The 14,021-nt window shown below is 39.7% G+C and carries 18 protein-coding genes; 3 read left to right on the top strand and 15 right to left on the bottom strand.

Annotation, left to right across the window (positions count from 1 at the left end):
• Positions 1-17 precede the first annotated feature (17 nt).
• The 12 genes from rpsS to rpsL all read right to left on the bottom strand — a co-directional run bounded on the left by rpsS (position 18) and on the right by rpsL (position 8,914).
• Positions 18-296 carry a 30S ribosomal protein S19 gene (gene rpsS, locus A5889_RS11410; RefSeq protein ID WP_087642006.1) on the bottom strand — a complete coding sequence of 93 codons (279 nt, stop codon included), beginning with the start codon at positions 294-296 and terminating at the stop codon, positions 18-20.
• Between the two features lie 42 nt (positions 297-338).
• Positions 339-1,169 carry a 50S ribosomal protein L2 gene (gene rplB, locus A5889_RS11405; protein ID WP_087642005.1) on the bottom strand — a complete coding sequence of 277 codons (831 nt, stop codon included), beginning with the start codon at positions 1,167-1,169 and terminating at the stop codon, positions 339-341.
• Positions 1,170-1,208: 39 nt separating this feature from the next.
• Positions 1,209-1,502: a 50S ribosomal protein L23 gene (locus tag A5889_RS11400; RefSeq protein WP_087642004.1), complete on the bottom strand. Its 294-nt coding sequence runs from the start codon at positions 1,500-1,502 to the stop codon at positions 1,209-1,211.
• On the bottom strand, positions 1,502-2,125 hold the full coding sequence (gene rplD, locus A5889_RS11395) for a 50S ribosomal protein L4 (protein ID WP_069662421.1): 624 nt from the start codon (positions 2,123-2,125) through the stop codon (positions 1,502-1,504). Before rplD ends, A5889_RS11400 begins: the two co-directional genes overlap by 1 nt.
• Before the next feature lie 25 nt (positions 2,126-2,150).
• Entirely contained in the window at positions 2,151-2,780 is a 630-nt protein-coding gene (rplC, locus tag A5889_RS11390) for a 50S ribosomal protein L3 (RefSeq protein ID WP_069662420.1), read from the bottom strand.
• Positions 2,781-2,804: 24 nt separating this feature from the next.
• Positions 2,805-3,113, bottom strand: a complete 309-nt coding sequence (rpsJ, locus tag A5889_RS11385) for a 30S ribosomal protein S10 (protein WP_002389727.1) — start codon at positions 3,111-3,113, stop codon at positions 2,805-2,807.
• A gap of 316 nt (positions 3,114-3,429) precedes the next feature.
• On the bottom strand, positions 3,430-3,984 hold the full coding sequence (locus tag A5889_RS11380; RefSeq protein ID WP_087642003.1) for a DUF2812 domain-containing protein: 555 nt from the start codon (positions 3,982-3,984) through the stop codon (positions 3,430-3,432).
• Positions 3,974-4,300 carry a PadR family transcriptional regulator gene (locus A5889_RS11375; RefSeq protein WP_087642002.1) on the bottom strand — a complete coding sequence of 109 codons (327 nt, stop codon included), beginning with the start codon at positions 4,298-4,300 and terminating at the stop codon, positions 3,974-3,976. Before A5889_RS11375 ends, A5889_RS11380 begins: the two co-directional genes overlap by 11 nt.
• 172 nt (positions 4,301-4,472) lie before the next feature.
• Positions 4,473-5,660 (bottom strand): elongation factor Tu, encoded by a 1,188-nt coding sequence (tuf, locus tag A5889_RS11370; protein ID WP_087642001.1) that lies wholly within the window; start codon positions 5,658-5,660, stop codon positions 4,473-4,475.
• Between the two features lie 138 nt (positions 5,661-5,798).
• The gene (gene fusA, locus A5889_RS11365) at positions 5,799-7,883 is read right to left on the bottom strand and encodes an elongation factor G (RefSeq protein WP_087642000.1); all 2,085 of its coding nucleotides are present in this window, start codon (positions 7,881-7,883) and stop codon (positions 5,799-5,801) included.
• Between the two features lie 81 nt (positions 7,884-7,964).
• A complete protein-coding gene (rpsG, locus tag A5889_RS11360) occupies positions 7,965-8,435 on the bottom strand; it encodes a 30S ribosomal protein S7 (RefSeq protein WP_069662405.1) in 471 nt (156 codons plus the stop codon).
• A gap of 59 nt (positions 8,436-8,494) precedes the next feature.
• Positions 8,495-8,914, bottom strand: a complete 420-nt coding sequence (gene rpsL, locus A5889_RS11355) for a 30S ribosomal protein S12 (protein ID WP_010761696.1) — start codon at positions 8,912-8,914, stop codon at positions 8,495-8,497.
• Between the two features lie 343 nt (positions 8,915-9,257).
• Between rpsL and rpiA the strand changes: the two genes are divergently transcribed.
• The 3 genes from rpiA to A5889_RS11340 all read left to right on the top strand — a co-directional run bounded on the left by rpiA (position 9,258) and on the right by A5889_RS11340 (position 11,531).
• Entirely contained in the window at positions 9,258-9,935 is a 678-nt protein-coding gene (gene rpiA, locus A5889_RS11350) for a ribose-5-phosphate isomerase RpiA (RefSeq protein WP_087641999.1), read from the top strand.
• A 133-nt stretch (positions 9,936-10,068) separates the two neighbouring features.
• Positions 10,069-10,653, top strand: a complete 585-nt coding sequence (locus A5889_RS11345) for a recombinase family protein (protein WP_087641998.1) — start codon at positions 10,069-10,071, stop codon at positions 10,651-10,653.
• Between the two features lie 191 nt (positions 10,654-10,844).
• A complete protein-coding gene (locus A5889_RS11340) occupies positions 10,845-11,531 on the top strand; it encodes a 2,3-diphosphoglycerate-dependent phosphoglycerate mutase (RefSeq protein ID WP_069662399.1) in 687 nt (228 codons plus the stop codon).
• A 135-nt stretch (positions 11,532-11,666) separates the two neighbouring features.
• On the opposite strand, the gene A5889_RS11335 is transcribed toward A5889_RS11340, so the two are convergent.
• From A5889_RS11335 to deoD, 3 genes are all read right to left on the bottom strand, one after another.
• On the bottom strand, positions 11,667-11,999 hold the full coding sequence (locus tag A5889_RS11335) for a hypothetical protein (RefSeq protein WP_087641997.1): 333 nt from the start codon (positions 11,997-11,999) through the stop codon (positions 11,667-11,669).
• A gap of 25 nt (positions 12,000-12,024) precedes the next feature.
• Complete coding sequence (locus tag A5889_RS11330) at positions 12,025-13,215, bottom strand: iron-containing alcohol dehydrogenase (protein ID WP_087641996.1); 1,191 nt, start codon at positions 13,213-13,215, stop codon at positions 12,025-12,027.
• An 86-nt stretch (positions 13,216-13,301) separates the two neighbouring features.
• Positions 13,302-14,009 carry a purine-nucleoside phosphorylase gene (gene deoD / locus A5889_RS11325; protein WP_087641995.1) on the bottom strand — a complete coding sequence of 236 codons (708 nt, stop codon included), beginning with the start codon at positions 14,007-14,009 and terminating at the stop codon, positions 13,302-13,304.
• Positions 14,010-14,021 lie beyond the last annotated feature (12 nt).

The following is a 14,021-nucleotide window of genomic DNA, read 5'->3' as shown; positions in this document are numbered from 1 at the left end:
GATATCCTCCCCTCAAATTAGCGTCTTGTTTTTTTATCGTCGGCTCCGTGGCCACGATAAGTTCTAGTCGGTGCAAATTCACCTAATTTATGTCCTACCATATCTTCTTGGATGTATACTGGAACGTGTTTACGTCCATCATATACAGCAATTGTAAATCCAACAAATTGTGGAAAAATTGTAGAGCGGCGAGACCAAGTTTTGATTACTTTTTTCTTTTCAGCGCCTTGTTGAGCTTCGACTTTCTTCATTAGATGATCATCAGCGAAAGGCCCTTTTTTCAAACTACGACCCATGGTGAACCTCCTCTCAAAATGTACGACACATGGTCAAAAAAATTATTTAGTACGACGACGAACGATAAGTTTGTCTGATTTAGCTTTTTTATTACGAGTTTTCAAGCCGATAGCTGGTTGACCCCAAGGTGATACTGGAGCTTTACGTCCGATCGGTTGTTTACCTTCACCACCACCGTGTGGGTGATCGTTCGGGTTCATTACGCTACCACGAACTGTTGGGCGTTTACGCATCCAACGAGAACGGCCGGCTTTACCAATGTTGATTAATTCGTGTTGTTCGTTACCTACAGAACCGACAGTTGCACGGCATGTAGCTAAGATCATACGAACTTCACCAGAGTTCAAACGGATCAATACGTATTTGCCTTCTTTACCAAGTACTTGAGCACTTGTTCCAGCAGAACGGATCAATTGACCGCCTTTACCAGGTTTCATTTCAATGTTGTGGACAACAGTACCTACTGGAATGTTTTCCAATGGCAATGCGTTCCCTACTTTAATATCTGCTTCTGGACCTGAAACTAGGCGCATGCCTACTTCTAATCCTTTTGGTGCTAAGATGTATGCTTTTACTCCATCTTCGTAATGTACTAACGCGATGTTAGCAGAACGGTTTGGATCATACTCGATTGTTTTAACAACCGCTACGACGTTGTCTTTATTACGTTTGAAATCGATCAAACGGTATTGACGTTTGTGACCGCCACCTTGGTGACGAACCGTGATACGACCATTGTTGTTACGGCCGGCATGGTTTTTTAATGGCGCCAACAAAGATTTCTCTGGTGTTGAAGTCGTGATTTCAGCGAAATCAGACGTTGTCATATTACGACGGCCATTTGTGGTAGGTTTGTACTTTTTAATCGCCACGTCTTTTTCCCTCCCATTTAATAATTAAACATGGACTGCTTATTCAGCAGCATCGAAAATTTGAATTTCTTTTGAATCGTCTGTTAATGTCACAACTGCTTTGCGACGTTTTTTCGTATATCCTGCATATTTACCCATGCGTTTGAATTTAGGACGCACGTTGATGATGTTTACGTTTTTCACTTTAACACCGTCAAAAGCTGCTTCTACAGCTTGTTTTACTAATGTTTTGTTTGCGCGAGTGTCCACTTCGAAAGTGTATTTCTTTTCGTCCATAGCAAGCATGGATTTTTCAGTGATCACTGGGCGTTTGATTACGTCTAGTAAGTTCATTATGCAAGCACCTCCTCAATTTGAGTAAGAGCAGTTTGTGTTGCCAATACTTTAGTATTAGAAACGATATCTAAAACACTTACGTTATCAGAAGTTACTACAGAAACGTTTGGAAGATTACGAGCAGATAATGCTGCAAAATCGTTTCCTGCTTCTAGAACAACTAATACTTTCGCATCAATAGATAAGTTTGTAAGAACTTGTTTGAATTCTTTTGTTTTTGGTGCGTCAAAGCTTAATGCATCAACAGCAACCAAGTTGTTTTCAGCAACTTTATCTGATAATACAGATTTCATTGCTAAACGACGAACTTTTTTAGGAAGTTTGTAGCTGTAAGAACGTGGTGTTGGTCCGAAAACTACGCCACCTCCACGCCATTGTGGTGAACGGATTGAACCTTGACGAGCACGACCAGTTCCTTTTTGACGCCATGGTTTACGGCCGCCACCACGAACTTCTCCGCGGTGTTTAACTGAGTGTGTTCCTTGTCTTAATGAAGCACGTTGCATGATGATTGCATCGTAGACAACTGATTCATTAGGTTCGATTCCGAAAATTTCTTCGTTTAAAGTGATTTCACCATTTTGAGTTCCATCTTGTTTGAATAATGCTACATTCGGCATTCCTTAGTTCCTCCTTTCCCTACGCTTATTTAGCTTTCACAGCTGATTTGATTGTGATTAATGATTTTTTCGCTCCAGGAATGTTTCCTTTGATCAAGATTACATTTCTTTCAGCGTCCACTTTAACAATTTCAAGATTTTGAATTGTTACGCGGTTACCACCCATACGGCCGGCAAGTTTTTTATTTTTAAATACACGGTTAGGTGCTACTGGACCCATTGACCCAGGACGACGGTGGTAACGAGATCCGTGACTCATAGGGCCGCGGCTTTGTCCGTGACGTTTGATAACGCCTTGGAATCCTTTACCTTTTGTTGTTCCTGTAACATCAATAATGTCTCCTGCTTGGAAAACATCTACCTTAATTTCTGTTCCTACTTCGTATTCTCCCAGCTCAACATTTTTGAATTCCTTAATGAAGCGCTTAGGAGCCGTGTTTGCTTTTGCAACATGACCTTTCGCAGGTTTGTTTGATAAAACTTCACGTTTGTCTTGGTAACCAACTTGGATAGCTTCGTATCCGTCAGTCTCAACAGTTTTTACTTGTAAAACTACGTTTGGCGTAGCTTCTACTACTGTTACTGGAATTAATTCACCAGACTCAGTAAAGATTTGTGTCATTCCCACTTTTTTCCCTAAGATTCCTTTGGTCATGAGTACACCTCCATCATCTTAATTTTATAGTTTGATTTCAATATTTACACCAGACGGTAAGTCAAGCTTCATTAAAGCATCAACTGTTTTTGGTGTTGGGTTCACAATGTCGATTAGACGTTTGTGAGTACGCATTTCGAATTGTTCGCGAGAATCTTTGTATTTATGAGTCGCACGAATAACTGTGTAAAGTGAGCGTTCTGTTGGTAATGGAATCGGACCTGATACGTCAGCTCCAGTTCTTTTTGCTGTTTCCACAATTTTATCCGCTGATTGATCTAAAATACGGTGTTCATACGCTTTTAAACGGATACGAATCTTTTGTTTTGCCATCTTGTTCCCTCCTTCGCCTATTTTGAAAGTAGACATAGCTCCACGAAAATTTTTCCGTCACGCTCGTTCGTGGCAAAGCGTCCGGGCGTGTCGCAACCTCTCGTTTCTTAGCCGGTAGATCAAAACCTTGATTTACCAGTGCTTTTCACACTTCTGTAAACAGCACCTTTGTAATTATATTACAGAAACGCAGCAATAGCAAGGCTTTTTTTCATTATTTTCATATTATTTTCTTGGTTTTCATAACAGAAAAAATCTATGATATTTTAACAGCCAACAAGCTTTTTTCTTCCCTGTCAAAATATCATAGATTCTCTTATAGTTGTTCTTCTTTTTCAATGATCTTATTAAGTTTCCACATATTTTTTAATTGAATCCCTGCGCTTATAACCATAACAATAGCTATTAAAGCTACCATGATCGTCAAAACAAGAGAACTGTCTATCGCTTTAGCCGAAACTACTGTTAGAAGATAAATCAAAGGAAAGATCAAAAACACTGATAAGCCAGCTTGGAATTTAGCGACTTTCTTTGCCATTTCCGCACGTGAAGGCCCGTCATTAAATATGACATTTTCACTTTCCACCTCGGATCTCAATTTTCTAAAGTAATACCAATTCCCAAATTTGTAAAAGTATTCCCAGCCACAATCTTCGAATAGCTGTACATATGATCCTGTCCCACTTTTCTCTGAATTAAAATCTAACTGATAAACATAGTCTTCTGATTCACAACGTTCAAATATATAGGTAGATAAAGGTAATTTTAGCTCAACCATCTTCCAACCGTTTCTATGCTGTTCTTCTAAAAATCGTTCTTCTTCTAAATAATCTGCCAACTCAAAACGTCTTCTTACTTTTTTAGTTTCCATCTAATTTCTCCTCAATACTATTTTTATATAATCGTTCGATCCGCTTGATTTCATGCTGTAAAACTTTTTCACCGAGCGCTGTGATCAAATAGCTTTTCCGCCGTTCCTCTTCCTTAGTTACTTTTATCAATCCATCTTTTTCCATTTTACTCAAACTACCATACATCGTTCCTGCACTGATGATGATTTCTTGTTCCGTCAATTGTTTTACATGCTGAATGATGCTATAACCATGTCTTTCTTCTCTGAGTGAAAACAAAATATAAAACCCTGTTTCAGTCATCGGTATGTATATCCTTCTCAGCTTCTCATCCATCTTAAAATCTCTCCTTATATCGCACCTCGTTATATCGTAACACAATATTATATCGAAGCTCGATATATGTCAAGCATTTTTTATACACAAAAAAAGCCGAAGGGAAATCCCTTCGGCTTACGTCCGAGTACCCCAGCTTCTCACACTGGTTATTACTATATTTAAGTCTTAATTATTTAACGATTTCAGAAACAACGCCTGAACCAACAGTACGTCCGCCTTCACGAATAGAGAAACGAGTTCCGTCTTCGATAGCGATTGGGTGGATTAATTCAACGTCCATTGCAACGTTATCACCAGGCATTACCATTTCAGTACCTTCTGGTAATTCAACTACACCAGTTACGTCAGTTGTACGGAAGTAGAACTGAGGACGGTAGTTAGTGAAGAATGGAGTGTGACGTCCACCTTCTTCTTTTGATAAAACATAAACTTCAGCTTTAAATTTTGTATGTGGAGTGATTGAAGCAGGTTTTGCCAATACTTGTCCACGTTCGATATCTTCACGTGCAACACCACGTAATAAAGCACCGATGTTATCGCCAGCTTCAGCGTAGTCTAATAATTTACGGAACATTTCAACACCTGTAACAGTTGTTTTAGATGTTTCTTCTTTGATACCTACGATTTCAACTTCGTCACCAACGCGAACTTCTCCACGTTCAACACGACCAGTTGCAACAGTACCACGACCAGTGATTGAGAATACATCCTCAACTGGCATCATGAATGGTTTGTCAGTATCACGAGTTGGAGTTGGGATATACTCATCAACCGCAGCCATTAATTCCATGATTTTTTCTTCGTATGAAGCGTCGCCTTCTAAAGCTTTCAAAGCAGAACCTGCGATAACTGGAGTGTCATCACCTGGGAAGTCGTATTCAGATAATAGATCACGAACTTCCATTTCTACTAATTCTAATAATTCTTCGTCATCGACCATATCCATTTTGTTTAAGAAAACAACGATGTATGGTACACCAACGTTACGTGATAACAAGATGTGCTCACGAGTTTGAGGCATAGGACCATCAGCAGCAGATACTACTAAGATAGCTCCGTCCATTTGTGCAGCACCAGTGATCATGTTTTTAACGTAGTCCGCGTGTCCTGGGCAGTCCACGTGAGCATAGTGACGAGCATCAGTTTCATACTCGATGTGAGAAGTGTTGATTGTGATACCACGTTCTTTTTCTTCAGGAGCGTTATCGATATCAGCATAGTTTTGAGCTTCACCGCCACCGTGTTTAGCTAACACAGTTGCAATTGCAGCAGTTAATGTAGTTTTACCATGGTCAACGTGTCCAATAGTACCAATGTTTACATGGGGTTTAGAACGGTCAAATTTTTCTTTAGCCATTTTAAATGTTCCTCCTAAAATATATGAATTTTATTTTATTTGATAGATAGTTCAACTACCTGATCATCTTTACTTATTTTACCCGAAATCTTCAGAAAATCCTAGTCATAAATAAATCTACGACCTATTTCTTAACTATTAAGCGTTGCCGCCATTTTTCTTGATGATTTCTTCTTGCACAGATTTTGGTACATCTTCATAGTGGTCAAAGACCATCATGAATGTTCCACGACCTTGAGTTGCTGAACGTAATGTTGTGGCATAACCAAACATTTCAGCCAACGGTACCATCGCGTTAACGATTTGTGAGTTACCGTGTGCTTCCATTCCTTCAACACGTCCGCGACGGCTTGTAACGTGTCCCATGATATCACCTAAGTAATCTTCTGGTACAGTGATCGTTACTTTCATCATCGGTTCTAAGATAACTGGGTTTGCTTTTTTAGCTGCCGCACGTAGAGCCATAGATGCTGCTACACGGAAGGCAGTTTCATTCGAATCGACATCATGGTAAGAACCATCATAAAGTTTCGCTTTGATATCCACTAATGGATAGCCAGCAAGAACCCCGTTGTTCATCGCTTCTGACAAGCCTTTTTCAACTGCTGGGATGTATTCACGAGGAACCACACCACCGACAATCGCGTTTTCAAATTCAAAGCCTTTACCTTCTTCGTTTGGAGTAAATTCAACCCATACGTGACCGTATTGTCCTTTACCACCAGACTGACGTACAAACTTACCTTCTGCTTGAGTTAACGGAGCACGGAAAGTTTCACGATAAGATACTTGCGGTGCACCAACGTTAGCTTCAACCTTGAACTCACGTCTCATACGGTCAACTAATACGTCTAAGTGCAACTCACCCATACCAGAGATAACTGTTTCACCAGTTTCAACGTTTGTTTCAACGCGGAATGATGGATCTTCTTCTGCAAGTTTTTGCAAAGCAACACCCATTTTATCTTGGTCGGCTTTTGATTTAGGTTCAACAGCTACTTGGATAACCGGTTCTGGGAACTCGATCGATTCAAGGATAACTGGTGAATCTACCGCACATAAAGTATCACCAGTTGTTGTATCTTTCAATCCAACAGCAGCAGCGATATCTCCTGAATACACTGTATCGATTTCTTTACGTGTATTCGCGTGCATTTGTAAAATACGTCCGATACGTTCTTTTTTGTCTTTAGAAGCGTTCAATACGTATGAACCACTTTCAAGGACACCAGAATATACACGGAAGAATGTTAGACGACCTACGAATGGGTCAGTCATAACTTTAAATGCTAATGATGCAAATGGAGCTTCGTCATCAGCTGGACGAGTTGTTTCTTCGTCTGTTTTCACATCGATACCTTTGATTGCTTCGATATCAAGTGGTGAAGGTAAGTAGTCAAGAACTGCATCAAGCATTAATTGAACACCTTTGTTCTTAAAGGCAGATCCAGCCATAACTGGGAAAAATTCAACATTGATCGTTGCTTTACGGATACCCGCTTTAAGTTCATCGATCGTGATCTCTTCACCTTCAAGATATTTCATCATTAGGTCTTCGTCAGTTTCAGCAACTGCTTCAACTAATTTTTCACGCCATTCAACTGCTTGATCCATATATTCTTCTGGAATTTCAGTTTCTTGAATGTCAGTACCTAAGTCATTTGTATAAATTTCAGCTTTCATCGTGATCAAATCAATGATCCCAGTGAAGCTGTCTTCTGAACCGATTGGTAATTGGATCGGATGTGCATTTGCTTGTAAACGATCATGTAATGAGTTTACAGAGTATAAGAAATCCGCACCGATTTTATCCATTTTGTTACAGAAAACAACACGCGGAACTCTATATTCAGTTGCTTGACGCCAAACTGTTTCAGTTTGAGGTTCCACACCTGATTGTGAATCAAGAACGGTTACCGCACCATCTAATACACGTAGTGAACGTTGCACTTCAATAGTGAAATCCACGTGTCCTGGTGTGTCGATGATGTTTACTCGGTATCCTTTCCACTCTGCAGTCGTTGCAGCAGATGTGATCGTGATACCACGTTCTTGTTCTTGTTCCATCCAGTCCATCTGTGAAGCACCTTCGTGTGTTTCACCGATTTTATGGATTTTACCAGTGTAATAAAGAATACGCTCAGTTGTTGTTGTTTTACCAGCATCAACGTGGGCCATGATTCCGATATTACGAGTTTTTTCTAACGAAAATTCTCTTGCCATTCTAGGGTGTTCTCCTCTCTTTATTTAAATCAATTATACATAACTTCATGCTGCGGTCCTAAGCCGCAGGCACAGAGGATCTTACCAACGATAGTGTGCGAACGCACGGTTAGCATCAGCCATTTTATGTGTGTCTTCACGTTTTTTAACAGAAGCACCAGTGTTATTGGCTGCATCCATGATTTCTTTCGCTAGACGTTGTTCCATTGTGTGTTCTCCACGCAAACGAGCGTAGTTAACAACCCAACGAAGACCTAAAGTTGTACGACGTTCTGGACGAACTTCAACCGGCACTTGATAGTTAGAACCACCGACACGGCGAGCTTTAACTTCTAGGACAGGCATAACGTTTTTCATTGCTTGTTCGAAAACTTCCAATGGATCGTTACCTGTAGATTCTTTGATGATATCAAATGAATTATAGATGATATTAGCAGCAATCCCGCGTTTACCGTCAACCATTACACGGTTGATCAAGCGAGTTACTAATTTTGAGTTATAAATTGGATCTGGTAAAACATCACGTTTTGCAACAGGACCTTTACGAGGCATCCGTAACTCCTCCTTCCGAAAATTCTTTATTTTATATAATACCTTTAGTGATTGTCGAATTATTTAGCTGCTTTAGGCATTTTAGTACCATATTTAGAGCGGCTTTGTTTACGATCAGTAACGCCGGCTGTATCAAGCGCACCACGTACGATATGATAACGTACCCCTGGTAAGTCTTTTACACGTCCACCACGTAGTAAAACCACGCTATGTTCTTGTAAGTTGTGACCGATCCCTGGGATATAAGCTGTTACTTCGATTAAGTTAGACAAACGAACACGGGCATATTTACGTAAAGCTGAGTTCGGTTTTTTAGGTGTCATCGTTCCCACACGAGTACAAACCCCACGCTTTTGTGGTGAGTTTACGTTCGTTTGAGATTTCTTGAAGCTATTATATCCTTTGTTCAACGCTGGTGAATTAGATTTTTCCACCTTTGATTTACGAGGTTTACGTACTAATTGATTAATTGTAGGCATTCCTTGTTTCCTCCTTCCTCATTTCGCATCTAGTCCCACACATCCAGGTGGTTCTTTTTTAGCGATAAAAAATAATGCAATCTATGCACTCTTTATCAAATATGCTTTGATAGACAGTCAGCACGTCTCTGTTGAGAGACCTGTAGATAAAGCACCTTCGCTAGGATATCACGATATACTTGCTCTGTCAACCTTTTGTATCACTTTTTTCGTTAAAGTAATCACGTTTTCTTTTCTTCACTTTTATAATAGAAGAAAAGAAAGATTTTTACTAATCTTTCTATCTTTTTTCGGGGTTTAACGGTACAATGTTTTTGATTATCCGAAAGGGGCGAAATAGCTGATGAATCTTAAGCAAATGGCAGGAATCGAAGCAGCAAAATATGTAGAAGACGGTATGATCGTAGGATTAGGTACGGGATCTACTGCAAAGTTTATGGTTGACGAAGTCGGACGGCGAATCAAAGAAGAAGGGTTGTCGATCACAGGTGTAACGACTTCTAAAGAGACAGAACGTCAAGCTCAGAGTTTAGGGATCCCTTTAAAGAGTATCGATGATGTCCCTTATGTCGATTTGACCATCGACGGAGCAGATGAGATCAGTGCTGATTTCCAAGGAACTAAAGGCGGCGGAGCTGCACTTTTATTTGAAAAGATCGTTGCGACCTATTCAAAAAAATGCATTTGGATCGTTGACGAATCAAAAATGGTGGAGAAATTAGGAAAATTCCCATTACCAGTAGAAGTTGTTCCCTATGGCAGTCAACAATTGCTTCACTTATTTGAGAAGAAAGGCTATTCACCTGTTTTACGTACAGCAGCTGATGATAGCACTGTTATTACAGATGGCGGACATTACATCATCGATCTTCATCTACAGAAAATCGAAGATCCGATTGCTCTAGGTACTTACTTGGATCAACTTGTTGGAGTTGTTGAACACGGATTGTTCCTTGATGTTGTGACAACAGTCATTGTTGGCGGTGAAAACGGTCCAAAAACAATTGAGGTATCACGCTAAAAATTCTTTGAAACCGATTTGAAAACAACACGAAAAGATTAAAAAAAGATAAAAAAACAACTATCATTTCATTCGTTTATATGCTACATTTTTAATAGATTATATTTACTATTTAAATGAGAAAGGACGAACGATGAAATTAATTGGTTATGCACGAACAACGATTATTGACAATGATTTAGATGCCCAGATCAACACCTTGACTAACTTTGGTTGTGACGAGATCCATCATGAATCTTTTGATGTTATTGATGAAAAGCAATTGACCTCTGAATTAGAAACGGTCTTGAGCAAACTACAGCCAGACGACACTCTTGTCATTTGCTCTTTAAACCGTTTAGGTCGCTCTACTCGTCAATTAACTGAGCTTACACAAGAATTCAAAGGTTCTGGTATCCACTTAGTCAGCTTGGATGACGAAATCGATACACGTGAACCTATGGGTGAAATCTATTTCAAGATGATGAACAGCTTGGCACACATGGAATGCAACCTGATCAAAGAACGGACACTTGTTGGCCTAAACAACGCGCGTAAAAAAGGCAAGATCGGCGGTCGCCCTAAAATAGATGACCGAACAGTTAAACGTATTCGGCATTTGTATCATGAAAAGCGCGAAACGATTCAATTCATTGCCTCAAAATGCAATGTTTCGATCGGCACTTGCTATAAATACATTAATTTATCGGAGAATGAAGCAGCAAAGCTCTCTCAATAAACAAACTAGACGGAAATAGGAAGTTTTTTCTTATCTCCGTCTAGTTTTTTCTTTATATCCAGTAATAGATAACCGATCCTGCTCATTTCCATTCACTTTTGGCAATTTACAATGGAAATCTATTTTAAAACGGTGTACAATAGAAAAGGAAATGAAAGTTTCAGAAACTACAACTCAAAGGAGAGCTATACATGCCAAAATTAGTTTTTTCTCGTCATGGACTTAGTGAATGGAATGCATTGAACCAATTTACAGGTTGGGTAGATGTGGACTTAGCACCTGAAGGAATCGAAGAAGCCAAAGAAGGCGGACGCAAAATCAAAGAAGCTGGAATCGAATTCGATATTGCTTTCACTTCAGTTTTAACTCGCGCAATCAAAACATGTAACTTGATCTTGGAAAACTCAGATCAATTATGGGTACCACAAGTAAAATCTTGGCGCTTAAACGAACGTCATTATGGTAAATTACAAGGTTTGAATAAAAAAGAAACTGCTGAAAAATATGGAGACGACCAAGTACACATTTGGCGTCGTTCTTACGACACTCTTCCTCCATTATTGGAAACAACAGATCCAGGTTCTGCAGCAAACGATCGTCGTTATGCTATGTTAGACAAACGCGATGTACCAGGCGGAGAAAACTTAAAAGTAACCTTGGAACGTGCGTTACCTTTCTGGCAAGATGAAATCGCTCCTGCTTTATTAGATAACAAAACTGTTTTAGTTGCAGCACACGGTAACTCACTACGTGCCTTGGCTAAACATATCGAAGGTATTTCAGATGAAGATATCATGGATCTTGAAATCCCAACAGGTCAACCACTTGTTTATGAATTAAACGATGACCTAACAGTCGCTAAAAAATACTACTTGTAAAAAGTAGAGGCTGAGACAAAAGCAGCTCCTTCTTATTTTCGAAGGAGCTGTTTTTTCCTGCCGTTTAATCACGTGTAGAGAGCGAAACAAAACTGATTTTTAGTTTTGTCCCGCTCTCTTTTTTTATTGTCTCATTCAGCTCAATTGATTCTTCAACTTTGTTAACCACTCTTGAATTTGTTCCCTCTGGGTAACAAATTCAAAGTCAGACATGTTGTAATGCACATAATATTGCCCTTCAACATAACGCACCATAATAGATGATCTAACATCCTCTTCTAACGCATCGGTTTGCTTCACTTCACTATAAAATATCCAACTGGTTGCGTGAACTTTTTGAGAAGATTCCAAATCCAGATGAATAATTTTGGTGAGTTTATCAATCAAGTCTACTTGCTCAAGTGTTGAAAAATAACCATACCACAATGTGCGGTTTTCCGAATAGGTTTCATCAAATAGTTGTTTCACACTCTCTCCTCCTATATCGTAAACATTAGATAAAAGTAGACTCTGTTAAGCAGGCTTGATAAATCGCTTCAACATCCTTTTCAGCCAAAGGAACAAAGGCGTCTGTTTTGATCGTACTATGCTCCACTGCCTGTTTGGCCATTTCAGAAAACTTCTCAGATTCGATCCCTACTTCCGGCAAGGTCATCGGAATACCACAGGCTTTAAAATAGTCATATGTCGCTTGAACCCCTTGCTTGGCCGCTGTCATTTTATCTGCTTCCGTGATATCCCAGACATTCTTCGCAAACTGCGCGAACTTGTCTACTGTTTGTTCAGACAATACATAGGCCATCCAGCGCGGTGTCAAAATAGCCAAACCAATGCCATGCGTAATGTCGTAAAACGCACTTAATTCATGTTCCATCGCATGGCAAGACCAAACGCCGTGTTTTCCGCCACGTGTCAATCCATTCAAAGCTAAACTACTCGCCCACATTAAATTAGCACGGGAATCATAATTATTCGGTTCCTTTAAAGCGATCGGACAATGCTTGATTACTGAACGCATCAAGCCTTCCGAAATAAAATCTTGAACATCCGTTCCTTCTGTCACATTGAAATAGCTTTCAAACAAATGACTTAAAATATCTGCAGAGCCCGCTGCCGTTTGATAAGCAGGAACCGTAAACGTATTTGCAGGGTCAAGGAAGGAAACTTTCGGCATCATCGCCGGACCACCAACACCGAGTTTTTGATTCGTCGCCATGTTAGAAATCACCGCACCAGCATTCATTTCACTTCCTGTAGCTGCAAGTGTTAAAATCGTCACGATCGGCAATGCTTCTCCTTGATAACCTCTTCTACCTAAAACGATCTCCCACGGATCTTCTTCACTGAAGAAACCTGCGGCAATCACTTTGGAGCAATCGATCGTCGAACCGCCGCCCACAGCCAAAATCACATCTACGTGATGTTCGAGGCACAAAGCAACACCCTTACGAACCGTTTCGATTCGGGGATTCGGCTCTACACCGCTTAACTCAACGATTGTATTTCCATTTGCATTTAGTAAGTCCGTCACTTGATCATATAATCCATTTTTCTTGATACTGCCGCCGCCATAAACTAATAGCACATTTTTTCCATACGTATCTAAAACACCAGTCAGTTCAGTTTCAAGACGATCTTGACCAAAACGAATATCTGTTGGTACATAAAAACGAAAATTATCCATTTTTCTTCCTCCATTCATTTCTATATCTATATAATAGAATAGCAAAAAAGAGATTGAAAGTAACTCATTTCAACCTCTTATCCGTTTTAGCTATAAAGTGCTGTCTCCAATCCTACTTCAATCATATCATTGAATGTCGTTTGACGTTCTTCAGCGGTTGTCTCTTCTCCAGTTACTAAACTATCACTAACAGTCATGATCGCTAAAGCCTGCACATCAAATTTAGCCGCTAAATAATACAACGCCGCCGCTTCCATTTCAATAGCAAGAACTCCTAATTTTCCAAGTTTAAAGACTTCGTCCATACTTTCTTTGTAAAACACATCATCAGACAATACATTACCCACATGAGTTGTAAAGCCTTTGTCTTTTGCCACTGTATATGATTTTAACAGCATATCAAAACTTGCGATTTGCGGAAAATCATATTTAGGAAAATCATTGCGGATCATTGATGAGGGTGTTGCCGCTGCTTGAGCAATCACTAAATCTCTAATTTTGACTTTCTCAGAAATCGAACCGCATGTTCCTACACGAATCAATTTTTTCACACCGTAAGAATTGATCAATTCATGGGCGTAAATCGTAGCAGAAGGCATCCCCATTCCCGTCCCCTGAACAGAAACGCGTTCACCTTTGTAAGTTCCTGTATAGCCCAGCATTCCTCTTACTTGGTTATAACAAACTGGATTTTCTAAAAAGGTTTCCGCAATGTATTTTGCACGCAACGGATCTCCTGGTAATAAAATTTTATCTGCGATCTCACCTGTTTTTGCCTCGATATGAACACTCATTTTTTCACTCCT

Origin of the sequence: Enterococcus sp. 9D6_DIV0238, from assembly GCF_002174455.2 — a bacterium.
GTDB classification, from domain to species: Bacteria; Bacillota; Bacilli; order Lactobacillales; family Enterococcaceae; genus Enterococcus_L; species Enterococcus_L dunnyi.
Note: the sequence above shows the minus strand (reverse complement) of the source record. Positions and strands in the feature narration are given on the sequence as shown.

Excerpts from the sequence above, each read along its gene's own strand:
- A5889_RS11400 (WP_087642004.1), bottom strand. The coding sequence starts at position 1,502 with ATGAACTTACTAGACGTAATCAAACGCCCAGTGATCACTGAAAAATCC.
- tuf (WP_087642001.1), bottom strand. The coding sequence starts at position 5,660 with ATGGCTAAAGAAAAATTTGACCGTTCTAAACCCCATGTAAACATTGGT.
- A5889_RS11380 (WP_087642003.1), bottom strand. The coding sequence starts at position 3,984 with ATGGAAACTAAAAAAGTAAGAAGACGTTTTGAGTTGGCAGATTATTTA.
- rpsS (WP_087642006.1), bottom strand. The coding sequence starts at position 296 with ATGGGTCGTAGTTTGAAAAAAGGGCCTTTCGCTGATGATCATCTAATG.
- A5889_RS11330 (WP_087641996.1), bottom strand. The coding sequence starts at position 13,215 with ATGGATAATTTTCGTTTTTATGTACCAACAGATATTCGTTTTGGTCAA.
- A5889_RS11340 (WP_069662399.1), top strand. The coding sequence starts at position 10,845 with ATGCCAAAATTAGTTTTTTCTCGTCATGGACTTAGTGAATGGAATGCA.
- rplD (WP_069662421.1), bottom strand. The coding sequence starts at position 2,125 with ATGCCGAATGTAGCATTATTCAAACAAGATGGAACTCAAAATGGTGAA.
- rpsG (WP_069662405.1), bottom strand. The coding sequence starts at position 8,435 with ATGCCTCGTAAAGGTCCTGTTGCAAAACGTGATGTTTTACCAGATCCA.
- rpiA (WP_087641999.1), top strand. The coding sequence starts at position 9,258 with ATGAATCTTAAGCAAATGGCAGGAATCGAAGCAGCAAAATATGTAGAA.
- rpsL (WP_010761696.1), bottom strand. The coding sequence starts at position 8,914 with ATGCCTACAATTAATCAATTAGTACGTAAACCTCGTAAATCAAAGGTG.
- fusA (WP_087642000.1), bottom strand. The coding sequence starts at position 7,883 with ATGGCAAGAGAATTTTCGTTAGAAAAAACTCGTAATATCGGAATCATG.
- rplC (WP_069662420.1), bottom strand. The coding sequence starts at position 2,780 with ATGACCAAAGGAATCTTAGGGAAAAAAGTGGGAATGACACAAATCTTT.
- A5889_RS11375 (WP_087642002.1), bottom strand. The coding sequence starts at position 4,300 with ATGGATGAGAAGCTGAGAAGGATATACATACCGATGACTGAAACAGGG.
- deoD (WP_087641995.1), bottom strand. The coding sequence starts at position 14,009 with ATGAGTGTTCATATCGAGGCAAAAACAGGTGAGATCGCAGATAAAATT.
- A5889_RS11345 (WP_087641998.1), top strand. The coding sequence starts at position 10,069 with ATGAAATTAATTGGTTATGCACGAACAACGATTATTGACAATGATTTA.
- rpsJ (WP_002389727.1), bottom strand. The coding sequence starts at position 3,113 with ATGGCAAAACAAAAGATTCGTATCCGTTTAAAAGCGTATGAACACCGT.